23 protein-coding genes and 7 pseudogenes are annotated in these 21432 nt (G+C 69.6%); 11 read left to right on the top strand and 19 right to left on the bottom strand.

Annotated features, from left to right (window positions below; genetic code table 11):
- The 4 genes and pseudogenes from AAT21_RS40145 to AAT21_RS17350 form a co-directional block, all read left to right on the top strand.
- Positions 1–126, top strand: a pseudogene (locus AAT21_RS40145) (RHS repeat-associated core domain-containing protein); the annotation flags it as partial.
- A 33-nt stretch (positions 127–159) separates the two neighbouring features.
- Positions 160–501: an HNH/endonuclease VII fold putative polymorphic toxin gene (locus AAT21_RS40140; protein WP_063838115.1), complete on the top strand. Its 342-nt coding sequence runs from the start codon at positions 160–162 to the stop codon at positions 499–501.
- Positions 488–973, top strand: coding sequence for an Imm50 family immunity protein (locus AAT21_RS17355; RefSeq protein ID WP_046777774.1), 486 nt, complete (start codon positions 488–490; stop codon positions 971–973). Before AAT21_RS40140 ends, AAT21_RS17355 begins: the two co-directional genes overlap by 14 nt.
- A gap of 1 nt (position 974) precedes the next feature.
- Positions 975–1370 carry an Imm50 family immunity protein gene (locus AAT21_RS17350; protein ID WP_046777773.1) on the top strand — a complete coding sequence of 132 codons (396 nt, stop codon included), beginning with the start codon at positions 975–977 and terminating at the stop codon, positions 1368–1370.
- A 1728-nt stretch (positions 1371–3098) separates the two neighbouring features.
- Here AAT21_RS17350 and AAT21_RS17340 read toward each other — a convergent pair.
- Positions 3099–4079 (bottom strand): GlxA family transcriptional regulator, encoded by a 981-nt coding sequence (locus tag AAT21_RS17340; protein ID WP_052757843.1) that lies wholly within the window; start codon positions 4077–4079, stop codon positions 3099–3101.
- A gap of 111 nt (positions 4080–4190) precedes the next feature.
- Here AAT21_RS17340 and AAT21_RS17335 point away from each other — a divergent pair, with 111 nt between their 5' ends.
- Entirely contained in the window at positions 4191–4511 is a 321-nt protein-coding gene (locus AAT21_RS17335) for a putative quinol monooxygenase (RefSeq protein ID WP_046777770.1), read from the top strand.
- Between the two features lie 389 nt (positions 4512–4900).
- Here AAT21_RS17335 and AAT21_RS17330 read toward each other — a convergent pair whose 3' ends face one another.
- From AAT21_RS17330 to AAT21_RS17295, 11 genes and pseudogenes are all read right to left on the bottom strand, one after another.
- Positions 4901–5545: a PIN domain-containing protein gene (locus AAT21_RS17330; RefSeq protein ID WP_063838114.1), complete on the bottom strand. Its 645-nt coding sequence runs from the start codon at positions 5543–5545 to the stop codon at positions 4901–4903.
- A gap of 42 nt (positions 5546–5587) precedes the next feature.
- Entirely contained in the window at positions 5588–6037 is a 450-nt protein-coding gene (locus AAT21_RS17325) for a helix-turn-helix domain-containing protein (protein WP_046777769.1), read from the bottom strand.
- Between the two features lie 181 nt (positions 6038–6218).
- Positions 6219–6511 (bottom strand): annotated as a pseudogene (locus AAT21_RS40020) (hypothetical protein); the annotation flags it as partial.
- 48 nt (positions 6512–6559) lie between these two features.
- A pseudogene (locus tag AAT21_RS40015) lies at positions 6560–6667 on the bottom strand (transposase); the annotation flags it as partial.
- Positions 6668–6850: 183 nt separating this feature from the next.
- Positions 6851–7261, bottom strand: a complete 411-nt coding sequence (locus AAT21_RS17315; RefSeq protein WP_157879732.1) for a hypothetical protein — start codon at positions 7259–7261, stop codon at positions 6851–6853.
- A gap of 15 nt (positions 7262–7276) precedes the next feature.
- Positions 7277–8917, bottom strand: coding sequence for a LuxR C-terminal-related transcriptional regulator (locus AAT21_RS39875; protein ID WP_046777767.1), 1641 nt, complete (start codon positions 8915–8917; stop codon positions 7277–7279).
- Positions 8918–9839: 922 nt separating this feature from the next.
- Positions 9840–9998, bottom strand: coding sequence for a hypothetical protein (locus tag AAT21_RS39870; RefSeq protein WP_157879731.1), 159 nt, complete (start codon positions 9996–9998; stop codon positions 9840–9842).
- Positions 9999–10010: 12 nt separating this feature from the next.
- Complete coding sequence (gene nhaA / locus AAT21_RS17305; protein ID WP_046777766.1) at positions 10011–11327, bottom strand: Na+/H+ antiporter NhaA; 1317 nt, start codon at positions 11325–11327, stop codon at positions 10011–10013.
- Between the two features lie 361 nt (positions 11328–11688).
- On the bottom strand, positions 11689–11859 hold the full coding sequence (locus tag AAT21_RS38085; protein ID WP_167350597.1) for a hypothetical protein: 171 nt from the start codon (positions 11857–11859) through the stop codon (positions 11689–11691).
- Positions 11860–11887: 28 nt separating this feature from the next.
- A pseudogene (locus tag AAT21_RS17300) lies at positions 11888–12243 on the bottom strand (PRC-barrel domain-containing protein).
- Entirely contained in the window at positions 12240–12731 is a 492-nt protein-coding gene (locus AAT21_RS17295) for a DUF5994 family protein (RefSeq protein WP_046777765.1), read from the bottom strand. Before AAT21_RS17295 ends, AAT21_RS17300 begins: the two are co-directional and overlap by 4 nt.
- A gap of 306 nt (positions 12732–13037) precedes the next feature.
- Between AAT21_RS17295 and AAT21_RS17290 the strand changes: the two genes are divergently transcribed.
- The 5 genes and pseudogenes from AAT21_RS17290 to AAT21_RS36850 form a co-directional block, all read left to right on the top strand.
- Positions 13038–13655: a DUF5994 family protein gene (locus tag AAT21_RS17290; RefSeq protein WP_046777764.1), complete on the top strand. Its 618-nt coding sequence runs from the start codon at positions 13038–13040 to the stop codon at positions 13653–13655.
- The gene (locus AAT21_RS17285) at positions 13643–13852 is read left to right on the top strand and encodes a hypothetical protein (protein ID WP_046777763.1); all 210 of its coding nucleotides are present in this window, start codon (positions 13643–13645) and stop codon (positions 13850–13852) included. The genes AAT21_RS17290 and AAT21_RS17285 overlap by 13 nt, the downstream gene beginning before the upstream one ends.
- Positions 13853–13955: 103 nt before the next feature.
- Positions 13956–14222 (top strand): hypothetical protein, encoded by a 267-nt coding sequence (locus AAT21_RS17280; RefSeq protein WP_046777762.1) that lies wholly within the window; start codon positions 13956–13958, stop codon positions 14220–14222.
- Positions 14223–14265: 43 nt separating this feature from the next.
- Complete coding sequence (locus tag AAT21_RS17275) at positions 14266–14547, top strand: hypothetical protein (RefSeq protein ID WP_046777761.1); 282 nt, start codon at positions 14266–14268, stop codon at positions 14545–14547.
- Positions 14548–14588: 41 nt separating this feature from the next.
- A pseudogene (locus tag AAT21_RS36850) lies at positions 14589–14774 on the top strand (serine/threonine-protein phosphatase); the annotation flags it as partial.
- A 244-nt stretch (positions 14775–15018) separates the two neighbouring features.
- On the opposite strand, the gene AAT21_RS37615 reads toward AAT21_RS36850, so the two are convergent.
- The 4 genes and pseudogenes from AAT21_RS37615 to AAT21_RS17255 form a co-directional block, all read right to left on the bottom strand.
- Positions 15019–15348: a hypothetical protein gene (locus AAT21_RS37615; RefSeq protein WP_046777760.1), complete on the bottom strand. Its 330-nt coding sequence runs from the start codon at positions 15346–15348 to the stop codon at positions 15019–15021.
- A gap of 73 nt (positions 15349–15421) precedes the next feature.
- A complete protein-coding gene (locus tag AAT21_RS17265) occupies positions 15422–15925 on the bottom strand; it encodes a DUF5994 family protein (RefSeq protein ID WP_046777759.1) in 504 nt (167 codons plus the stop codon).
- Between the two features lie 153 nt (positions 15926–16078).
- Positions 16079–16285, bottom strand: a pseudogene (locus tag AAT21_RS17260) (DUF5994 family protein); the annotation flags it as partial.
- Between the two features lie 281 nt (positions 16286–16566).
- Positions 16567–17835 carry an ATP-binding protein gene (locus AAT21_RS17255; RefSeq protein ID WP_046777758.1) on the bottom strand — a complete coding sequence of 423 codons (1269 nt, stop codon included), beginning with the start codon at positions 17833–17835 and terminating at the stop codon, positions 16567–16569.
- A 160-nt stretch (positions 17836–17995) separates the two neighbouring features.
- Between AAT21_RS17255 and AAT21_RS17250 the strand changes: the two genes are divergently transcribed.
- A complete protein-coding gene (locus AAT21_RS17250; RefSeq protein WP_046777757.1) occupies positions 17996–19195 on the top strand; it encodes a PP2C family protein-serine/threonine phosphatase in 1200 nt (399 codons plus the stop codon).
- A gap of 737 nt (positions 19196–19932) precedes the next feature.
- Here the strand turns inward: AAT21_RS17250 and AAT21_RS17245 are convergent.
- From AAT21_RS17245 to AAT21_RS17240, 3 genes and pseudogenes are all read right to left on the bottom strand, one after another.
- The gene (locus AAT21_RS17245) at positions 19933–20376 is read right to left on the bottom strand and encodes an NUDIX hydrolase (protein WP_046777756.1); all 444 of its coding nucleotides are present in this window, start codon (positions 20374–20376) and stop codon (positions 19933–19935) included.
- Between the two features lie 86 nt (positions 20377–20462).
- A pseudogene (locus AAT21_RS35745) lies at positions 20463–20682 on the bottom strand (NUDIX hydrolase).
- Positions 20683–20896: 214 nt separating this feature from the next.
- Positions 20897–21373: a cupin domain-containing protein gene (locus AAT21_RS17240; RefSeq protein ID WP_046777755.1), complete on the bottom strand. Its 477-nt coding sequence runs from the start codon at positions 21371–21373 to the stop codon at positions 20897–20899.
- Positions 21374–21432: the final 59 nt, after the last annotated feature.

The raw sequence follows: 21432 nt of genomic DNA, 5'->3' as shown, positions 1-21432 counted from the left end.
CTGCACTACAACCGCTTCCGCCACTACGACCCAGAGACGGCCCGGTACCTCTCGGTCGACCCGCTCGGCCTCGGCCCTGCGCCCAATCCGGCCACCTACGTCCCCAACCCGCTGACCTGGTCGGACCCGCTGGGGCTGGCACCCGACTGTCCGCCGAAGGTGGGGAGGGACCTGGCCACGGCGAAGGCGGACGCGCTCCGCGACGCCGGTGTGCCGGAGGGCCTGGAGCCCACCAACAGCTATCCGTACACGAAAGCGACCAAGCCGGAGTACCAGGGCGGCGGTCAGTTGATGGGCCCGAACGGCCCGATCTACTACCTCGAGGAGTGGTACGAGCTGCCCAACGGCGACATGGTGGTCTTCCAGGACCACTGGTTCGGCCATCAGAAGCCGGGCGAGCCTGGCTACCAGCCGCCGCACGTCCACGTCCGGCCGTGGCACAACACCCGGAATGGACAGATCGACGGTGCAGAGGAGCATTACTACTATGACCTGGACTGATCTCGTCCCCAACCGGAATGTCTTCGCGCCGTACTACGACGAGGTTCCCGAGCTGTCGGGGGTACGGCTGCGGTCGGTGCACCTCGATGCCTGGGGCTCGGAGGTAACGCTGCGCATGGACCTTCCGAGGTTCCCGGACCGCTGGGACCGGGGACCGGGCGACACCCTGCAGTGCCACCTCGCGTTCTCGCACGTGCAGGACTTCGAGATGACGGGCTGGCGGCCGCCGGTGACCGCTGACGTCACGCTCACGCCCATGCCCCAGTACCGTCTGGACGTACGGGTGACGGCGCCGGGTCTCGCTCTGTCGTACACGTCCAACTCGGACGTACTGGCAGGGCGGCTGAGCGTCTTCACCCTGGGCCCGGGCGGCGAGGACGCCGGCCCGCACCAATTCACGACCATCCTGGAACGCAAGCTCTTCCCAACCGTCCCCGAGACACATGTGAACACCTTCTATGAGCACCTCTGAGATGGACCTTCCTCTCTGGCCCGAGCTGGCGGCGCTCTACGAGACCCCGCCGGACCTCTCCTCCTGCCCGCTGAACTACGTCCACGTGGACGAGCGGGACGCCGCAGTCACTTTCGGCTTCGAGACCCCGCAGCTACCGGACCACCCCAGGCCGGAGTGGGCGGAGAAGCGGTACAACACCCTCCGCTTCTTCGTCGTGTTCGCCAACGTGGACGAGCTGCGCATCACAGGCATCGCGGCGGAGCATCCGGACCGCCGCGACCGCACGGTACGTGTCATCGTGAGTGACACCGGGCGGCAGCAGGTATCGGTGACGAGCGACAACCGCTCCATCGCCTTCTCGGCCGCCGCCTCCGCCGTCGTCCACAGCCGCGTGTACCTCCAGGGCTCGCTCTGACCGGCATCCTGGACACCACCATGGCTTCGAGCGAACACGCAGCCCTGGACAGTGCCCTGCGCGGGCACCAGGAGCGGTTGGCCGGGGCCATTCGCGGAACGGGACACCAGATGTCGTCGCGGGCGACGGCACACCCCCCGCGTGTGCCCAGCTCACAAGGTCACCAGCCTTGCGTGCCCCAGCCATGCCCTTCGGGGCGGTGAACAGCGGTCAGAACCGGTGCCCAGGGGCAGTCGCACCAAGAGTCGGACAGACAGGAACCCGCAGGTCAGACGCCATGCAGGGCGCTCATGCGCCATAGATTCCCAAGTTTATAGCGCGGGTTCGATTCCCGTCATCCGCTCCACGACAAAGCCCCAGGTCACAGACCTGGGGCTTGTTTGTTGTCTAGACCTATCCGAGCTCGCGTGCCATGCGCGCGCCCCAACTCGCAGGAATATCCTGCCCACAGCGCCTTCGCGTGCCACCGGCACCCCTACTCCGCGAGCCACTCAAGGTGCCGCTCGACCTCGACGGAGAGGATGGCCGGCAGGTCGCCCACTCACCCACACACCAGCCGCTGGACTTGGTGTCGCCCTCGACGCAAGGTCTTTCCTTTCGGACGAGGCGACCGGGTCAGGAGTCCCGCACCACTTGCGCACCACTTGACCCCTGCGAGGCCCGTTCGGCAGCCTTCTGCCGCGCGGCGCGCACCATCCCGTCCAGCCCGCCGGCCACCTCCTTCTGCCGCTCGTGATCAGAGTGTTGGCAGATCAACGCGATTTTCTCCGACGACTGGCCGGCGCGGCCGACTACAGGGCTTGAGTTGGGCCGGGCGCCGTACCCCCGCCGTCACGGATGACATGAGCGAGCGAACGCACCACCGGGAATGGGCGGGCCGGGAGCAAGCTGCTGCCGCGATGTGGCGGCGGTCGGTGTGGTCGCTCCGCGTCGGTACCGGTCTCGTCGTGACCGATGAGCATGTCGTTCAGTCGTCTTCCGGTAGCCCGTCGGACTTGGTCCATGCTCGACCCCAAACCAGGGAGGAAGCCGCCCAGGACTGCGCAGCCGATCGCGCGGACATGTTCAGACGTAATGGGCTTAAGCATCCGCCTGTGCTTGATTTCATAGTGGGGATCTTGACCGCCCCCATCCGAGAGTTTGTAGCGCTCTTCCTCATTGCTCTCGGGGTATTCATTCTGTGCATCCCTCAGCTGCTGTGGCTGGGGATCAGGGCTCTGTGGAGTGGTCTCCTCACGGTGCTCGCGCCCGCTCGGCGTGCCCACTGGCCGAGTCGGCGCAGGGAGAAGCAAACGTGGAAGCACCAGCTGCGCGAGGGTAGCCCAGCATGAGCACACTGCGACAGCAGTAGACGAAGAGAGTCTCCGGCTCCTCCGCGTGCGTCAGGAATCTGAGCAGCAACTGGCCACGCTACTGCGACGACATGAACAGGTGCGCCGCCAGCGCGCCAGACAAAGACTGAAGGGCGGCCAGCTGGCATCAGCTTCTGACACCAACAGTCGCGAGTGGCAGCGGTCCGACACGGTGGGAGTACAGCAGCGCAGTACCGCAACCACAGCGATCATCCCAGTCCGGCAGCACCCTTCCAAGCCCTCGTAGCAGCCGGTATGACCGTTGCTGACCAATCCGGCTAGAGCTACGGATCAGAAGGTCGGCCGTGCCAGACGCGTGCCAGGCAGGCGGCGAACAGCGGTCAACGTCGGGTGCCAGGGCGAGCCCTGTCATTGTCTAGTCCCTGCCACCGAGGGGGGTTCCGCCGCGCAGACGGCCCGGGGTGGTGCCGAGACGCTGGCGGAGCAGGGTGGTGAGGGTGGAGGCGTTCTCGTAGCCGACCCGGCGGGCGACGGTGTCCGTGGGGAGGTCCGTGGTGCGCAGCAGGTGGGCGGCCTGTTCGAGGCGTATGGTCTGGGCGAATCGCAGGGGTGACACCCCCAGCACCTTGTCCACGGCCCGTTGCAGGGTGCGTTCGCTCGCTCCGACGGCACGGGCGGCGTCGGCCATGCGCAGGGGCTGGTCGATGTGCTGCCGCACCCAGCGTTCGAAGGCGCTGACGGTGGGATCGGTGCGGGCGAGGTGGCTGGGGATCGCGTAACCGGCCTGGGTGGGGCGGTCGTCGACCACCAGGTAGCGGGCGGTGAGTTCCGCAAGGACAGGGCTTGCCTGACGTACCAGGGCGAGTGCAAGGTCGAGGTGGGCCATGGCGGCGCCGGCGGTGGTCACGCCCTCGGCGTGGGCCAGCATGTTGCTCTCGTCCAGGGCCACTTCGGGGTAGGCCTGCCGGAAGGCCGGCGCCAGCCACCAGCTGGTGGTGGCGCGCAGCCCGTCCAGGATTCCGGCCTCGGCGAGAAGGAACGTGCTGGTGCAGGCCGCGGCCAGGGGGATGCCGTCCGCCCGGGCCTGCCGCAGGGCCTCTCGCTCCGGCCCGCGTTCCGCGGACGCCACCCAGTCCAGCAGCAGCTCGGGCTGCTTGGGGCCGGCGCCGGGAACCACGAGGAGGTCCGGCCGCGGGGCGTCCCGGGCGGCGACCGCCTCGATCACGTGCCCGGAAGCAGTACGCACGGCACCGGCTGTGCCGACCCGGGTCAGCTCCCAGCGCGGAGGCGGATGAGGGAGTTCCCCCCGTAGCTCGTTGGCCATCTGGATCACGTCGAGGACCGTGGCCAGACCTGAGTCGAAGAGACCGTCCATGACCAGCACCGATATCCGCATGGCGGAAACGGTAAAGCATCCGGCGGATCCGCCACTGAGGGCGGGAAGGGGCCCGCTCCTACCGTGGTCGTACCGCACAGCGCGGTACGGCACCGCAGAAGGAGAACCCCCATGACCAGCGCCTTTGTCCCCGAGACCACCCGCGTCGGCCTGCTCGCCCGGATCGAGGCCAAGCCGGAGCATGCCGCCGACGTCGAGGGACTCCTCACCGGCGCACTCACCCTGGCCGAGGCGGAGACCGGCACCACGGTCTGGTTCGCGCTGAAGCTCGGCCCGACCACGTTCGGCATCTTCGACGCCTTCGGCAACGACGCGGACCGCACCGCCCACCTCCAGGGCAAGATCGCGGCCGCGCTCATGGAGAGCGCCCCCACGCTGCTCGCCGCGGCTCCCGAGATCCTCCCCATCGACGTCCTGGCCGCCAAGTTCTGAGCGGTCACGGCGAAGTCGGTTGCTGATCCTCTCCGCTGCCCGAGTCCGTGAGCGGCACGGATGGTGCGGGATCGGCAGCGCAGCTCACCGCATCCGCTCAGCCCACCCGGCCCGCCGTCACCGCCGAAGGACCCACAGCCGGATTCCTCGAGCACCGAGACTACGAGGACACGGAGACCCGTATCACGGCCATCGATAACGCGACCAGTTCCTTTGCGTTCCGCTGATCCGCCGGGGCCGGCACGGCCGGCACTCCCGGCACACCGAGCGCCCTGGGCCGGACTCCCCCTTGTTCGGCCTGGGGCGCCACGGCGGGCGGCAGATGTGCTTGGCGCGAGGCCATTCCGCGGGTTCGATTCCCGTCCTTCGCTCAGCTGCGAAGGCCCAGGTCAGCGACCTGGGCCTTCGTCATTGTCTAGACCTTTCTCGGCGTCGCGCACCACCTGCGCACCATCTGCGCCCGCATCACCTAGTGAGAGGTGATGCGTCAGGAGGTCCGCGAAGCGCGGCAGGCCGACTTTCGCGAGTCGGGCGACGGCATCAGCGATCGTGACGGGCGGATTGCGCTTCCCTCCGGCGAGCCTGACCACCGTCTCCGCCACCTCGTGCGGCAACTCGCCGTACAGCCCGCACAGATACGAATCCGGGTCGATCACCCGCACTCCGCGCTCAGCCAAGTCACCGGCAGGGAAGTCGGCGAGGTTCCACGTGATCAGCGCGTCCGCCCGTACGGCCACCGCTGCCGCCGCATGGTGCCGATCGTCGGGGCCATCGCCCGGCATTTCATCCACGAGGTGCTCATAGGCCGCCGCCGGGATCTCACAGTCGGCGAAGAAGCGTCGAACGGCCCGGGTAACTGCAGCAGCCGACTCCGCCGAGCGCCCTCCCTCCCGGACGATGACCCGCTCCCACTCCGCGAGCAGTCGTTCGGACCACACGATTTCGTGGACGGAGTCCTCCGTGAGGGCCAGCATCACGTCCATCACCGAAAACGGAAACAAGACGTTGGTGTCCACAAAGACCCGCGCCGCCACGCTCCTCCTCTTCCTCCTTCACAACTGCCGGTGGCACCCTCGTCAGTACGGCAGGTCGGAGCCCTCCAAGGCGTCAGCGATCTGACGCCGCCCCTCCCTGCGGCGCTCACGCTGCTGCTGGAACGCCAGCACGTCCGCAAGGCGGACCACACGGTGGCTGCTGCCCGGCAGGTTCATGGAGGGGATGTCGCCGGCGTCCAGCAAACGGGTGACAAACGGCCGAGACAGACCCAGAAGCTCTGCCGCCTCAGCAGGCGACAACTGCACCTCGGACGCCAGGACCGTCACCGCATGCCCGCGCGCCAGCTCACCGGCCGAGGCCAGAAGGACGCTGACCAGCTCCCTCGGCAGTGTCAGTTCGCCGCCGTCCGGGGTGCGCACCAAGAGCTCAACCGAGTCCGGTGTCATCCGAGCGGCAGCAGCGAGCGCGCCCTGGTGCGAGGGGTTCGGTTCGACCTTCCCAGCACGGGCAAGAACGCTGGAACGAGCCATGGCCGCCTCCAATCACTGCCGGCGAGAATGCATCTGAAATAACTGTAACCAGGTGCTCCGACAGAGGCAACCGTTGGGCAGACGCGCCTCGCCATGCCCGCACAGGAGGATCCGCCCCGCCCCCCGGCCTTGCGACCGCCGGTCCGGCGAGGCCTCGGAGCGGGTGGCAAACGGCGCCGCGCTCGACGGAGAGGTGGACCTTGCTGGTCAGCCCGCCCCGGGAGCGGCCCAGTTCGGCGGCCCGCAGTCGGGCCCTGCGGCGCCGGCGCACGGCGCGGCGCTGTTCCCGCTCGGGGTCATCCCTGTCCTCGGGCCCCTCGCCTACGGGGTCGTTTTGCCCCTTTGCCGCAGCCCCTTTTCCTCCGCCACGGCCTTCTCCAGGTCTTCGAGGAGCTCAGGGTCGACCACCATTCCTGCTGCATGGTGATGCGCGCGGGCGACGGTGGAGTCCACACTGACCAGGCTGAGGTCGACGTCGTCGCGGGCCGCCGCCTCGGCGATCATCGCGTCCATGAGGGTCTGGAAGACCTCGTCACGCGCCCACACCCGAAACCGGTCGTAGATCGTCGACCAGGAGCCGTAGCTCTCCGGCACATCCCGCCAGGGGCTGCCGGTCCGGAACCTCCACATCACCGCGTTGAATTAGCTGCGCAGGTCAGGGATCGGCCCGAACGCCCCCAGTGGCAGGTGCGGCTCGATCAACTCCCACTCGGCATCAGTCAGATCACCACGAGTCATGCGACCGGTCTACCGCAGCCAGCACCCTCCTGAAGCGGGAATGACCGATCCCGTGATCTCAACTCAGAACAGGCCCTAGTAGGTGACAGGTGCCGGCGATTGCTTGAGGCCGAGGGGGCGGTCGGCGAATGCGTTTTCCGAGTCGACCTCGTAGCAGTCGTTGACGCTCGAATCCCCGAGAGTGCTGTCGACGAAGCGCTGGACATCCCCGACGGACTTCGTCTCCCAGAGGCACGTCACGACGGATCCATCGACGTGCGGGTAGAACTGCAGCACCCGGGTGCCATCGGGCGCGCCGGTGCCCTCCATCAGGGCCTGGCCGCGGGAAAACGCGGTCTCCGGGTTCACGATCTTGTGCTGGGCCACGACGTACATGGCGTCCTCCTCGTTCGGTGCCGTGTCGTTCGGACGATTCGACGCTAGGCGCGCAGAGGAGAAGGCCGCATCGCGCACATTCACCAATGCGTCGTGGACCGCGATGGTCATTCCTGACCAGGCAGCTCAGGCGAGGCCGTGCTCCAGCGCGAAGGTGCTCGCTGCCGTCCGCGAGGAGACACCCAGTTTGCCGAAGATGTTCTGCAGGTGCCGGGCGACGGTGTGCTCACTGATCAGCAGGGCGGCGGCGATCTGCCGGTTACTCGCGCCGCCGACCACCTGGCGGAGCACCTCCAGCTCGCGTTCCGAAAGACCGTAGGTTTCCATGCCCGGCCCGCCAGGAGCGAGGGAATCGACGCGAGCGAGGTCGGGCCCGGCCTCAAGCTCCGCGAACACCTCGCGAGCTGCATGGAGCTCCAGGGCAGCCGTGTCCTCGTCACCGAGCGAGCGGCAGGCGAGGGCGACGAGGACACGCGCCCGGGCGGCTTCGTATGGCACTTCGAGATCCTGCCACCCGTGCCAGGACCGCCGCCCAGCGGTGAGACCGGCGGTGGCGCCGCCCTTGGCCAACGCCACGGAGCCGAGACTGTACGCCGCCGTCGCGCGAAGCACGTCGCTGTCCTGGTGCTCCGCGATGGCCGAAAGCTGACCGGCAGCCGTAGCCGCGTCGTCGACGTCGCCCGCGGCAAGCATGATCTCGACGTACGCGGCAAGGAGGGCCGCTCGCTCCAGCTCCCGGGTGCGCTCGGCCACGGCACGACGGATCGTCGCCGCCGCTGCCTCGTCGTTGCCCTGCGCCAGCCGCAGCAGCGCGAACCCGGGCTGAGGCTCGAAGCCACAGCGATTGGCTTCCGTGTAGGCGTTCTCTGCCTCGGCCGGACGGCCCCGCAGTCGGTGGATCTCGCCTTGCCGGTAGAACGCCTGTCCGCAGGCGATCTGGTTCAGCACACCCTGGGTGAAGCGTTCGGATGCTCGGCGGGCCTCATCGAGTGCGGCGGGCCAGGCGCCGCCGTACTGCAGCACTTCGGCCCGATGCACCAGGCACAGACCCTTGTGCGCGACCATCTGCGGCTGACGGTCGCACCACCGGGTCAAAGCGTCCGTCCACTCACGCTCGTGACCCAGGGCGTACAGATCGCGGCAGAAGACGATGGTGTTGCAGTAGACGATGCCGCTGACGATCGGCGAAAGTGCACCGGACTCGACGATCACGAGCGTCTCGTCCACCAGGCGCAGGCCCTCGTGCACGCGGCCCAGGTTCACAAGGGCCCGGCCCTGCTCGTCGCGTGCCAGCCACACCAGGTCCGCGTCGCCGAACCGCTCGCCGATCTCCGCGGCCTCGGCTGCCGTCGCGTGGCCCGACTGCCAGTCGCCACCGCCCATCTGGCTCAGCCACAAGGGGATGAGCAGGTACCCGCGTTCGACGCAGTCCAGCCCCTCGGCCTTCAGGAGGCGCTCACCGACGGAGAACCAGCCGCTCGCCCGGACGTGGTGGCCCCGGAACAGCATGCTGTGGCCGATCCAGAACGCACAGCGGACGGCGTGGGGTACATCGCCGGCATCCAGCCACATCGCATGTGAGCGCTCCAGCCCGGCCACGTACTCCTCGTCGCGCCCGAGCATGTAGGCGGACCTGGCCAGGAGCTCCAAGTCGTCAGGGCCCAGGGCTGCGGCTCCGTCGGCGGCACTCAGGCTCTCGAAGGCCTCGGACCAGGCCTCGCCGGCGTAGCACGCGCGACCCCGGGCGAGATCGGTGTTGGCGTCCATGGAGGGATTATCGACTCGCCGCGCACGACAACGACTAAGGCGCTCCAGCGCCTCCTTGATCACGCGAGTGGCAGGGCCTCCACCCCGTCACCCTGACGAGGGTCGTGCCACAACGTGCCAGTAGAGGCGGTGAACAGCGGTCAACAGCGGCTTCGCCGAAGTCGGCCCACACGAGGTCATCGATAGCCGTTCTCGCAGGTCAGACACAGTGCACATGTCCAAGTGCAGGGTGATTCCCAAGCTTATAGCGCGGGTTCGATTCCCGTCATCCGCTCAGATGCGAAGGCCCAGGTCAGAGACCCGGGCCTTCGTCGTTGTCTAGACCTCTCGGGGCCGCGTGTCATTCACGTGCCATACGCGACCTCATGCGGCGCCTCCGCGAAGGGCCCGAGTCACAGCGGCACGGACAAGGAGTGAAGGGACTGTAGATCTCTCAGCGGTGGGCGAAGCTGCGCTGCGTAGGGCTCGTTGAGAGGGGTATGGAGGCGAGCGCCCGCAAGAGGGGGCTCACCGGGTGCCAGGACAGCGGGAACTCGTCCACCGTGCGGTGATCAACGTCCTCCGACCTGAGGGGAGGGTGGGATGTCTGACCCGTTGGCCTTGCACCCGCTGACCTACGTGCGAGAGGGCAAGAGCTGGGGCAAGGCCGAGTCAAGCCCGGCGCATGCGCGAACGCGGTGCGGAGATGGGCCTGCCACTGGCCACCAACCGGACGACGGTCTGGAAGTGGGAGCAGGAACAGGTACCCGACGCGGACGCGCAACGGGTGCTCGCCGACCTGCTAGGTCCTAGACGTCCCCGAGGACCACGTACGCTCGGTGCCCTGGCCGCGGTGGCTGCCGGCGTGGGAGTCGACGGCCCTGGCGGCTCCGTGGACTCCGGCCGGCACTGTGAAGGTTTTCGCTGATCTGGCCAGGAGCGGTCACATGGATCGTCGGGGATCCTGTCCATCACTGGCGTCGCGCTGACGGGATTCGCCGCCAACTGGGCGGCCACCCAGGTAGGTCAGGGCGGGCAGTGCGGCGGGGATGTCGTCGGTGGTCACGAAGGGGGAGGGCTCGGCGGGATCCCGTGCGCGCACGACCTTCCTCCTCTAGCTGTCGCCGGCGGTGCCGCGGTTTCGGCGGTCGGTCTGCTGGTAGATGTCCGGAAGGCCATCGGCGTCTTCATCGAGAGTCTCGGCCTCCCACAGGCGGCGGTAGATCCCGTTGCGGCGCTTGACCAGCAGCGCGGCCACGGCTGCGGCGATCAGCGAGCCGATCAGGACGGCGGCCTTGATGTGCTCGGCATCGGCCGGGTCGGGGAAGGCGAGCTCGCCGATCAGCAGGGCCACGGTGAAGCCGATCCCGGCCAGCACCGCCACGGCGAGCACGTCCGCCCACGCCAGGTCCGGGTTGAGGCGGGCCCGTGTGAACCGGGCCGCCAGGTAGGTGCCGGCGAAGATTCCCACGGTCTTGCCCACGACCAGGCCGAGGACCACGCCCAGCGGCTCCGGGCGTGTGAACACCTCGCCCAGTGAAGCGGCCGAGATGGCCACCCCGGCGGCGAACAGGGCGAACAGCGGCACGGCCACACCGGCCGAGACCGGCCGCGTGAGGTGCTCGGTCCGCTCCCCGGGCGATGCCTTCTCGCCCTGGTCGCGGGTGGTGCGCAGGATCAGGCCCATCGCCACGCCGGCCACGGTGGCGTGCACCCCGCCGTTGTACATCAGCGCCCAGATCGCCAGTCCGAGGGGCACGTACCACCACCAGCCGCGGACCCGGTAGCGCTGGAGCAGGTAGAAGAGGACCAGCCCGCCCACCGCACCGCCGAGCGCGGCCGGGTTGAGGTCGGCGGTGAAGAAGACGGCGATGACCAGGATCGCGCCCAGGTCGTCGACCACGGCCAGGGTCAGCAGGAAGGCCCTCAGGGCGGAGGGCAGGTGGGTGGAGAGCACCGCGAGGACTGCGAGCGCGAAGGCGATGTCCGTGGCCATCGGCACCGCCCAGCCCTGCGCTCTTCCCCCGCCGAGCCCGGTGGTGGCCAGGTAGATGGCGGCAGGGACGGCCATGCCGCACAGTGCGGCGACCACCGGCAGGGCCGCGGTGGCCGGGGTGCGCAGCTCGCCCACCACCAGCTCGCGTTTCAGCTCGATCCCGGCGACGAGGAAGAAGATGGCCAGCAGACCGTCGGCGGTCCAGTGCTCCACCGAGAGGTCCAGGCCGAGCGCGGGTACGCCGAAGTGGGCGTCGCGTATCTGCTCGTACGTTCCGCTGATGGGGGTGTTCGCCCACGCGAGCGCCACCACGGCCGCCGCCAGCAGCACCAGCCCGCCGACCGTCTCGGTGCGCAGGGCCCGCGCCACCCGTACACGCTCCGGCCACGGCAGCAGAGCGAGGAAGACGGAACGCTCACGCGGGGCAGCAGGCATACGGGTCCTCCGGGGCATCGGTAAATGGCACACGCGCCCTTGTTCGCTGACCAGGCTTCCCGGTACACCCCGCATCTCTTGACGTGTTCTTTACACACTATCGGTCCCTACCTGCCAGGGCGGGACGAGCACCCTCGGGGATGCTGTTCAGCCTCGGCGGCGGGCGGCAGGGTCGCGCTCGGCGATGTGCCGGGCCACCGCGTCGGCGCCTGGACGCGCGTACCGCTCCACGGAACGGACGGAAGCGTGCCGGGAGCGCGCCGGCAGCATGGCGGTGGAGGGGCCCGTCCTCGGCGTCGTGGGCCGGGGGCGCTGTGGCGGAGCCGGTGCAGGGTCGATACGGGCTCGGCAGGGTCCCACATCACCGGAGCAGGCGGTGGCGGGCGGAGCGGTGGGTGCGCAGGGCCGTGTAGAGGAGGTCTGCCACGAGTACCGCGATGCCGATGAAGAGCAGGAAGAGGAGTCCGCCGGCGACGCCGCCGATGAGGCCCCGGATGATCGCGACGATGATCAAGGCGAGGATGAGTGTCATGGGGGCCGCCTCCCCGGCGGTCGGGGGCTCAGCGTCGGGCGAGTTGCCGTTCGCCGTTCGCACCGGGTTCGTAAGCGAGGCCGTAGTGGCGGAAGACGGCTTCCTCGTCCTCGAAGGGCAGGACATCGTCCGTGCCGATGGAGGGGCTCTGTTTCACCATTTTCCTGCGTGGGCGGCCCGCACGTACCCCGGCCCCACCATCGCCCCTTTCAGGGGGACGAACACCAGGCGGTGCCGGGTGGGCAGGCCGACGCGGACCGTCGCCATGGCCGGTTCGTCGGTGCTGGTGTCGACGTAGACGGATTCCAGTTCGCCGATCTTGTGGCCGTCGGGGTCCATCACGACCTGGTTGCGCCACTCGCGGATGTCCGCCGTCTGGCTCATGTCTCTCCTCCCTGTTCGGTCGCCGGTGGGGGAAGCGGGGCGACGAGGAGCTCGGTGGCCTGCGTGATGTTGTCGGCGTGGACCGCGCGGGCCATGGCCGTGCGGGCGGCATCGGGCTCCGTGTCCGGCGGAACCACCATCAGTGCGAAGTGGTCCTTGTCGCCGCGGGTGATCAGGACGGTGTCGTCACCGACGGGGAAGGAGTCGAGGTGGACGACCCGGTCGTCGATGATCAGCCGGGTCGGAATCTCGTCCCAGGCGGTGGCGTCCAGGCCGACCCGGGTGATGGGTCCGAGGTGTTCGGCGAGCACGGACACCAGCGCGGGGAGCTCCTGCTCCACGTCGCGGGTGCGCGGCCACCATGCTCCGTCGAGGACGCCCTGCCGGGAGTGCGTCGTCTCCAGCCGGAGCAGCGCCGTACCGGGCCGTACCGCCTGGTGGATCTCGTCCGGCAGGAGCAACGGGGGCGGGATGTCGGAGTCGGCCATGGTGGATCCCCTCGTCTACGAGTGAGGTGCCGCGGCCCGTCACGGCCGCGGCCGAGGGGCGACAGGTCGCCCCTCGGGGCGACTGTGCCGTCATTTCACCGTAACCCCGGCTCCCGCGTGTCCGCCCGTCGCCGCACACTCGTCCGTACGGACCGGAAGCACCTCCCCGCATCAGACCGAGAACGGACTCATCAGACGTACCCTGGAAGTACCGGAAGTACTTCGAGCACCAGCTTCCACGCAGGTGTCATTTCCGGGGAACACGAAATCCGGGCTGCCGACGGGCAGCCCGGGGGCAGGTTCGCCATGACCACCACCCTCGACAGGACAGCGAACCGCGCCCTCTCCCCAGGACTTCGGGCCCGCTTGTCGCTCACTCCGAAGACCACCCTTGCCGGTCGGCTCGACGGCGCCTGGTGGCCCCGATCACGCGACCTGGCAGCCGAGCTGCCGGCGCTGGCCGACGCCCTCGAAGGACGCTGGGGACGCATTACCCGTGTGCTGGTGAACCCCGGCCACTGGCCCGTCGTCCCGCACAAGGTCGCCGTCACCGGCCATGTCCTGCACGTGGGCTGGTTCACCGAGCAGGACCCGGACAAGGTCATCCTGCTGTCCTACACGACCGGCCGCTGTGACCTGCTCGTGATTCCGCCCGAGACCGAACCCGCCTCCGCGGCCCGGTTGATGACCGCCGCCGCACTCCCCGGCAGCATCCTCACGGCGGGCTCGCTGATGTCCGGCGAGGCCGCGACCAGCCGCCGTATGCGGGAGGCACGGAGCAGCGAAGACACCTGGGAAAGCGAGGGTGGGGCCGGCCCGCCGCCCCAGCCGTACCCAACGGCGCACCCAGCGGCGCACCCCGTCGTCGGCGCGCGGATGATCCCCCTGCCGGGGTACATGCGGGTGACGACATGGAGACCGTGATCACGCTCGTGGCAGCCGCACTCCTGATCGCGCTCGGCACAGGCCTGATCCACCGGCTCAACGCCCAGCACGACGCACGCATAGTGGCCCACCACTTCGGCGACCCCTACCCCTCCGTCAGCCGTCCCCCCGGCCACAGCCACCCCGGGCCGCCCGAGCGAATCGCCGATCGCCGGCCTACGGGCACCTGGCCCTGACCTCAGACCACTCCTCCGTCCGGAGGCCGTGGGCGGGGCACCCGACCTCAGGGACGACGCACCCGCCGGCCTCTTGACTTTGCCCCGAACGGAGCACGCCGTCTTGCACCCCACCGAGAACGAGCCCCTGCCGCAGGGGGGACACGCCGAGATCCGTATCATCGCCGCCGCCCCCGAGGCCGCCCGCGCGGTTGCCGAAGTGATCCGCCGGTGCTTCGGCGGCGCGGAGCAGCGCAGCTACCCCGGGCCGGGCGGCGGCACACGGCTCCACCTCACCGTCGACACCGAGACCGCCGCCGGCCCCGCCCGCACCTGGCTCGCCACCAGCAGACAGCCCACCGGCACCGGCACCCACACCGAGGAACCCTGACCGGCCACGAACGACCACCGCACGATGACAGGACCACGCGGCCATGGCGACACTCCACGAGCGGCAGCGGTACCGCCGACAGATCCTCCATGCCCTCTACACGGCCGCCGAAGGCAACCGCCTGCTCGGCGTCACCGGAGCCGTGCTCAACCACGACCTGCGCATCCCGGAACAGGACCTCGCCGCCGCCTGCTCCTACCTCGCGGGCGAGGGACTGGTCACCGTCGACTGGGAGCCGGGAAACACACCTGGGATGGTCTCGCTCACCCACCAGGGCATCCGCCTCATGGAAGCGGAGGAGGAGCAGGAGGAAGAGGGCGACTGAACCGGGTTCGCCTCCGGATCCGGCGGGCTCGAAAGGGACCCGAGGAGCACGAGAGCGGGCAGGAGCAGTTCGGCGAGGACCAGCTCATCAACTGGGTGAACCAGCTGGAGAAGAGGGACCGAGGCGTGCGCGCGGTGGCACGGGACCTCGCCCACACGCTCAGGCGAGCACGCGGCGAAGCCACGTCGGACGACGCCACTCTCGTCCTGGTCGAGTGGCGCGGCTGATCTGCCGCCGTGCCACAACGTGCCAGTAGGGGCGGTCAGCAGCGGACAACAAGGGAGCCGAGGAGGCGGCGAAGAAGCGGCGCCAGGCCAACGTTTCCGCAGGAAAGCCACTTTCGGCCCAAGTGCCGGGTGATTCCCATGCTTGTAGCGCGGGTTCGATTCCCGTCATCCGATGCGAACCGTCGCCGTGCGTGTGAGCGTGATCCCACGGGGACAGATCGCCGGTGACCGCCGGCCGTACGCGTCACGAAGGGGAAATGCGGGAGCTGTTCGCCGGGGCCGCGAAGAACCCCGGCAACCGCAGGGCGATCATCGACAACACCACCGGCGGGCTGCGCGACGACGCCTGGCTGGACATGATGGTGACCCGCTCGGTGGGGCGTTCCTCGGCAACGGCCTTCCGCGCGTGCCTGGACTCCTGGGCGCGCGTCGACTTCCACGAGCGGGTGAAGGACAGCCCGGCGCCGGTCCTCGTCCTCGCCGGTGCGAACGACCCCGCGCTGGGGCCGGGGGCCATGCAGGCCAGCTGGATGCAGTGGTACCCGAACGCCCAGCTGGAGGTGCTTCCGGACACGGGGCACTACGCACCGGAGGGTCCCCGGAAGCCGTCGCCGCAGCCGTCGAGCGGTACCTCGGCCGCTGAGGGGTCAGGCATCCGGGTCGGCGGCGGCAGCGTCTGCCGGTCCGGGTGTGGTGGCGATGAGGATCTGAGAGGCCTGGGCGATGTTGTCGGCGCGGACGGCACGGGCCATCGCTTCGCGGGCGGCGTCGGCGGTGGTGTCCGGGGGAACCACCAACAGGGCGAAGTGGTCGTTGTGGCCGCGCGTGACGAGGACGGTGTCGTCGCCGACCGGGTCGGAGTCGAGGTGAACGACCTGGTCGTCGATGACCAGACGGGTGGGGACTCCGTTCCAGGCGGAGGCGTCCACGCCCACGCGGCTGATCGGCCCGAGATGCCCGGCCAACGCGCTGATCAGCGCAGGCAGCTCGGTTTCGATGTCACGGGTGCGCGGCCACCACGCGCCGTCCAGGAGCCCCTCGCGCGACTGCGTGGTCTCCAGCCGCAGCAGGGCGGTTCCCGGCTGGATCGCCTGGTGGATCGCACTCGGCAGGAGCAGTGGGGGCGTGTGGGGGGTGTCGGAGTCAGCCATGTGGGTCCGCCCGTCTACGGGGTGCGACCGTACTGCACCGCAGGTCGGCACCGTGCCGGTGCCGGTCGGGCGGCGTGCGCGGGCCGCACTTTCACGGTACTCCGCCGCCCGCTCCACCGCCCGCCGGAAAATGCCTGGTCACGGCGGCCACAGGCGCCCGTTCACGGCAACCGTGTGCGGTACGAGGAACCAGCGGGTGGGGTTCACGGTGACGTGGGTGACGCGCCCCCAGGGGTCCTCCAGAGCGGCGGCGAGCGGTGGGAGCTCGGCTTCGAGGTCGCGGGAGTGGGGCCACCAGGCCCCGTCCAGCTGGCCGGCGAGCGTGGTCTCACGCTGCACGTGGGCTGGTTCACCGAACAGGACCCCGACAAGCTGATCCTGATCTCCTACACCGTCACCTCGACGGCGACACCCGCCTCCACCTCACCGTGGACACGGCAAGCCCCACCGCCCCCGCCCGCTCCTGGCCGGCCTCCAGGAGGACCCCGCCGGCACCGGAGCACACTCCGACGAGATCTGAGAAGCCCCGACCGCCCCCGGAACCCACCTCACGCCCCGCCCCGCACGCGAAAGGACGCGGTCATGGCCACGCTCACCCATGAAGGGATCCGGCACCTGGAGGCCCAAGAGGAAGCGACGTCCTAGATGCGGGCGAACTCCTCTGTCTGGTGGGCGAACTCCTGGGCCATGGCGGCGCTGACCGTGGGCCTGGTTTCGCCGATCGTGCGCAGGTAGTCCTCGGTGGTGGGGTGGGCCCGGGTCCCGGTGTCGAAGGTGTGCTCGAACTGGATCTGGGAGACGGTGCGCGCCACATGGGCGATGTCGGCGGGGGTGAACCCCTCGCTGGCGGTCGCCAGCTCCGTGCTGTCGGCCTGCGCGCCCGCTCTGGTCAGGTAGCTCTCCCACAGCGCGGTCCTCGCGCGGTCGTCAGGCGGGCCGATCGGCAGGACGTAGTCGAACCGGCCGTGCCGCAGGAACGCGGAGTCGAGGGTGGTCACGTCGTTCGTGGCGCAGACGAGCAGCCGTCCGTCCTGGCCCCGGAACCGGACGATCGCCTTGAGCAGTTCGTTGACAACACCGACCGCGGTCGCGTCCGCGCCGCTCCGGGTCCCCGCGATCTCCTCGACCTCGTCGATGAAGACCAGGACGTGGTCGAGCGCGGCGATCTCGTCGAAGCGCCGGTTCAGGCCGCTGGCCAGTCCGTACTCGGCGGCCAGGCGGGCGGGGAACAGTTCGAGGAAAGGCCATTGCAGGCGGCTGGCGATGGCGTGCGCGAACGTGCTCTTCCCCGTCCCGGGCGGCCCGAAGAGCATCACGGCCCGCGGCAGCTCCACTCCGTGCCGGGCGGCCATTTCGGGATGGGCCAGTGGCAGGACCAGGCGCCGCTCGATGAGCTCCTTCTCCCTCTGCATGCCCGCGACCTTCTGCCACAGTCCCCCGGGTGGCAGCTCCGCTCCCAGCGACGCGAGCATGCTGACCGCCTGCGGGGTCACCCGCCCGCGCTTCTCGAAGAAGACCAGACCCGGACGGGCGTCGAAGCCGCAGTTGTGCAGGGCGGTGGCGCCGGTCTCACCGTCGGGCAGGACGGCGTGCACGGTCCGGACGCCACCGGCGAACAGCCGGTGCTCCAGGGCCGTGATCAGGTCGCTGCCCAGCCCCTGGTGCCGCCAGGCGGGCGCCATGCAGATGCGCAGGATCCACGACCGGTCACCGTCCACCCTGCTCACTGCGGCGCCGACCACCACGTCGTCCGCGGTGGCCACCACCGCCGGGTGGAGGGCCTGGAGGGCCGCCACGGCGTCCGAGAGCGGAAAGAGCGCCGGCTCTTCCGTCGTGCCGCTCTCCGCGTCGACCCGGAGCACCGCTTCGAGATCGTCCGGGGTGTAGTCCCTGACACGCCAACCCGTCATGCTCAGCTCCGCGTGTTCGGCCGTACCCCCATCATCAGCCGATGCGAGCCGGGGCGCGCACGGAGGCCGCGTGGCGTGCCCGGTCGCCGGGGAGCATCCTGGAAGCCACGCCGCCCGTGCAGCCCGGACGCCGGCCCGCCGCCCGGTTGGAGGCAACAGGATGACCGTCAGAGGCCGCGCGGACCCGGCTCGCTCGGAGAGCTTCGGGGAGGAACTGCTCGGGCTGCTCCTGGACGGGGCGCACGAGCTTCCCCCGCACATGGTCGGCCCGCTCGTCGCCGAGACGGTGGCCCGGATGGGGGGCCGCGAACCGCAGATCCTGCTCCAGGACTACGGACAGCAACAGCTGGTCCCCCTGCACGATGACGGCGTGGCCGCCGGTGATGCGCAGCCCATCGACCGGTCCGAAGCCGGCCGGTGCTTCCTGGAGTCACGCCCCGTCGAAGTCCCGAGACCCGACGGCGTACGGGTCCACCTGCCCCTGCTGGACGGCGGCGACCAGGTGGGGGTCCTCACGGTCACCCTGGACGCGATCGACGACGACGCCCGCCGCCTCCTGCGCAGGATCGCGGGCCTGGCAGCCGACCTGCTGCAGACCAAGAACGGCTACACCGACCTCTTCTTCCGCACCCGCCGCGCGGAACCGATGAGCGTCGCCGCGGAGATCCAGTGGTCCCTGCTGCCCCCGCTGTCGATGGTGATGCCGCACGTCGCGGTCGCCGGAGTCCTGGAACCCGCCTACGACGTGGCCGGCGACAGCTTCGACTACGCCCTGAACGGAGACACCCTCCACCTCGCCATGATCGACGCCATGGGGCACGGCCTGGACGCGGCCACCATGGCCACCGTCGCCATCGGCGCATACCGGCACGCCCGCCGGATCAGCATCGAGCTGTCCGAGATCTACCTCTTCATGGACCGGGCCGTCGCCGAGCAGTTCGACCCGGACCACTTCGTGACCGCCCAGATGATGCGCCTGGACACGGACACGGGGCGCCTCCAGTGGGTCAACGCGGGACATCCCGCGCCGATGCTGATCCGCGCGCACCGCGTCGTACGCCGTCTGGACAGCCCCACGACCCTCCCCGTCGGCTTCGGAGGGGACCAGCCGCAGGTCAGCACGGTGGCGCTGGAGCCGGGCGACCGCGTCCTCTGCTTCACCGACGGCCTGATCGAAGAACACAAAAGCGGGCAGGAACAGTTCGGCGAGGAGCGGCTGATCGACTGGGTGAACCAGCTGGAACAGGCCGACCACGGGATCCGCACGGTGGCCCGGGACCTGTCCCACACCCTCAAGAGGGCACGCGGCGAAACCACCTCGGACGACGCGACGCTCGTCCTGCTCGAGTGGCGCGGATGACGGAAGGCCGTGCCACAAGGTCCTGGGATCGCCGAGCTCGGCCGGGTCGATGCCGAGGCCGGTGACCTCTCCGGCGCGGGCCTCAGGCGCGCGGAGCCGGGCGGCGGACTCCAGGTGCCGCGCAACGGCCACCTCGACTGCCCATGCCTCCGTGAAGGTTCGGAGGGGAACGGCGGACACCTCGGCGCGCGCGGCCGGTGCTGGCCGCGCGATCGCGATCGAAGTCGGCGAGCAGCTGCGGGGCGACTTGGGCGAGGACGGCGCGGATGGCCTCGGTTGCCGTCTCTCGCAACCCCGCTGCCACGGCTCAGGCGTCCCCCTGTCCTTCGCATCCTTGTTCCACGCCGAGCACGTGCCCCATGCGTGCCGAGCTGCACGGGGCGTCGACCGCCGATCCGGGCCCCTCGTGAGGGCGTGCCCCAGCCGTGCCCTACGGGACGGGGAACAGCGGTCAGAACCGGTACTCCGAGGCGGTCCGGGTGGAGGCCACCGGGGCAGGAAACAGCGGGTCAGAAGCCATATGAGCGCCCTGCGTGCCGTAGATTCCCAAGCTTAGAGCGCGGGTTCGATTCCCGTCATCCGCTCCAAGCAAAGCCCCAGGTCACAGGCCTGGGGCTTGTTGGTTGTCCAGACCTTGGTGAGCGTCGCACCCACTGGTCGGCACCCCTGACAGGCGACACCACCCGGGGCCGGCACTCTTCGGGCCGGCCCCGGTGGCATGCTCGCGCAGGGGGCGACTACACCGCGGCCCCGTCTCCGAGAGCTCCGGCCTCCAAGGCCCCTCGCAGCACGTGGGCGATCTCCTCGGGCTTGAGCTTGAGGTCGATGCCGTCGAGGCCCTCGACGGTCAGCGGGACCTCCTCCAGCGCGTACTCGCCTCGGCCTTGGGCGCTGAACTCAGGGCCGGTGCGGTCCTCGAAGGACCAGGTCGCGATGCGGGCGAGGTAGAAGAGCTGGCGTTCGTCGTCGGACTCCATGGTGTGGAGGAGGCGGACGATGTCGGCCTTCCCGGCGATCTCCTCGTGGATCTCCCGGTGGAGGGCGGCCTCGCGGGATGCGTCGCTCGGCTCGACGCCGCCGCCCGGGAGCACCCAGTACTCGGGGACGCCGGGCTTGGTGCGCCGGATGACCAGCATCGTGTCGTCGGCGGTGACAAGGACGGCGCGGACTCGTTCGATCACTTCGCTCTGCCTCCTGGCGCTGGTCGCTGAGCCGGGTACACCCCGTTCAGCGATGGAGAGAACACGGCTCGCCTCGACGACCGACGTCATCGGTTCAGAGCCGCGTCAAGGTGCTCTTGTACCGGCTCGAACAGACCGTACGGGACGTACTGCGGGATCTGGGTGGATCCGCTCGCCCAGCAGCTGCACCGACTTGATGCTCAGGCCCGTTTCTTCCTGGGTCTCGCGCACGGCTGCATCCTCCTGGCTTTCGCCGGGCTCGGCCTCGTCGGCCGGGAACTGCCAGAGGTGAACGGCGGTCGGCACGGTGCCGCAGAGCCAGCGACCAGCTTCGCCTCAGAGAACGTTTTCGCAGGTCAGGGGCCAGGCATGAGATCAAGTGCCGGGTGCTTGCCAAGCTTGTAGCGCGGGTTCGGTTCCCGTCATCCGCTCCAGAGCAAAGCCCCAGGTCAGCGACCTGGGGCTGGTGCGTTGTCCTGACCTGTCAGGGCTCGCATGCCATGAGCCGGAGGTTCGCCGGTCAGGCGTGCTCGTCCGGCGGCTGCTGGGCGGGCTGGACCGACCAGGTTGCCGGCTCGTCGTCGCCCGAGTCCTCGTCGTGCTCCGCTTCGGCGGCTGTCGCATGAATCCTGCCCGCCGCGTGGTGGACCGGCGCGTACACGGCGTAGAGCTGCAGGGTCTCGTCACCGATGTTGGTGACGTTGTGCCACGTGCCGGCCGGTACGAAGACGGCCCAGCCGTCCTCGACCTCCCGGTCGAAGTCGAGTCGATCCTTCGTACGGCCCATCTGGACGCGGCCCCGGCCCGCGTCGAGCCGTAGGAACTGGTCGGTCTCCGGGTGCGCCTCCAAGCCGATGTCCTCACCCACCGGGATCGACATGAGGGTCAGCTGAAGGTACTTCCCGGACCAGGCGACCGCGCGGTAGTTCGTGTTCTCGAGCGTCGCCTTCTCCAGGTCGAAGCTCTGAGGTTCCGGCCCGATGTCCTTGATGGTCATCCGTCTCTCCCGGTCGACGAAGGCGGTGGCGGTACGCGGTGGCGGTCCTGCGCCCGCCC

Origin of the sequence: Streptomyces yangpuensis, assembly GCF_001005295.1 — a bacterium.
GTDB lineage: Bacteria > Actinomycetota > Actinomycetes > Streptomycetales > Streptomycetaceae > Streptomyces > Streptomyces yangpuensis.
The sequence above is the reverse complement of the archived record's forward strand: the minus strand, read 5'-3'. Positions and strand labels throughout refer to the sequence as shown.

Coding starts and splice junctions, on each gene's coding strand:
- AAT21_RS17335 (WP_046777770.1), top strand. CDS start 4,191: ATGACCAGCGCCTTTGTCCCCGAGACCACCCGCGTCGGCCTGCTCGCC.
- AAT21_RS39875 (WP_046777767.1), bottom strand. CDS start 8,917: ATGGACGCCAACACCGATCTCGCCCGGGGTCGCGCGTGCTACGCCGGC.
- AAT21_RS17275 (WP_046777761.1), top strand. CDS start 14,266: ATGGCGACACTCCACGAGCGGCAGCGGTACCGCCGACAGATCCTCCAT.
- nhaA (WP_046777766.1), bottom strand. CDS start 11,327: ATGCCTGCTGCCCCGCGTGAGCGTTCCGTCTTCCTCGCTCTGCTGCCG.
- AAT21_RS17255 (WP_046777758.1), bottom strand. CDS start 17,835: ATGACGGGTTGGCGTGTCAGGGACTACACCCCGGACGATCTCGAAGCG.
- AAT21_RS17290 (WP_046777764.1), top strand. CDS start 13,038: ATGACCACCACCCTCGACAGGACAGCGAACCGCGCCCTCTCCCCAGGA.
- AAT21_RS17265 (WP_046777759.1), bottom strand. CDS start 15,925: ATGGCTGACTCCGACACCCCCCACACGCCCCCACTGCTCCTGCCGAGT.
- AAT21_RS17340 (WP_052757843.1), bottom strand. CDS start 4,079: ATGCGGATATCGGTGCTGGTCATGGACGGTCTCTTCGACTCAGGTCTG.
- AAT21_RS17295 (WP_046777765.1), bottom strand. CDS start 12,731: ATGGCCGACTCCGACATCCCGCCCCCGTTGCTCCTGCCGGACGAGATC.
- AAT21_RS17285 (WP_046777763.1), top strand. CDS start 13,643: ATGGAGACCGTGATCACGCTCGTGGCAGCCGCACTCCTGATCGCGCTC.
- AAT21_RS17355 (WP_046777774.1), top strand. CDS start 488: ATGACCTGGACTGATCTCGTCCCCAACCGGAATGTCTTCGCGCCGTAC.
- AAT21_RS17315 (WP_157879732.1), bottom strand. CDS start 7,261: ATGACCATCGCGGTCCACGACGCATTGGTGAATGTGCGCGATGCGGCC.
- AAT21_RS17240 (WP_046777755.1), bottom strand. CDS start 21,373: ATGACCATCAAGGACATCGGGCCGGAACCTCAGAGCTTCGACCTGGAG.
- AAT21_RS17250 (WP_046777757.1), top strand. CDS start 17,996: ATGACCGTCAGAGGCCGCGCGGACCCGGCTCGCTCGGAGAGCTTCGGG.
- AAT21_RS17350 (WP_046777773.1), top strand. CDS start 975: ATGGACCTTCCTCTCTGGCCCGAGCTGGCGGCGCTCTACGAGACCCCG.
- AAT21_RS17325 (WP_046777769.1), bottom strand. CDS start 6,037: ATGGCTCGTTCCAGCGTTCTTGCCCGTGCTGGGAAGGTCGAACCGAAC.
- AAT21_RS38085 (WP_167350597.1), bottom strand. CDS start 11,859: ATGACACTCATCCTCGCCTTGATCATCGTCGCGATCATCCGGGGCCTC.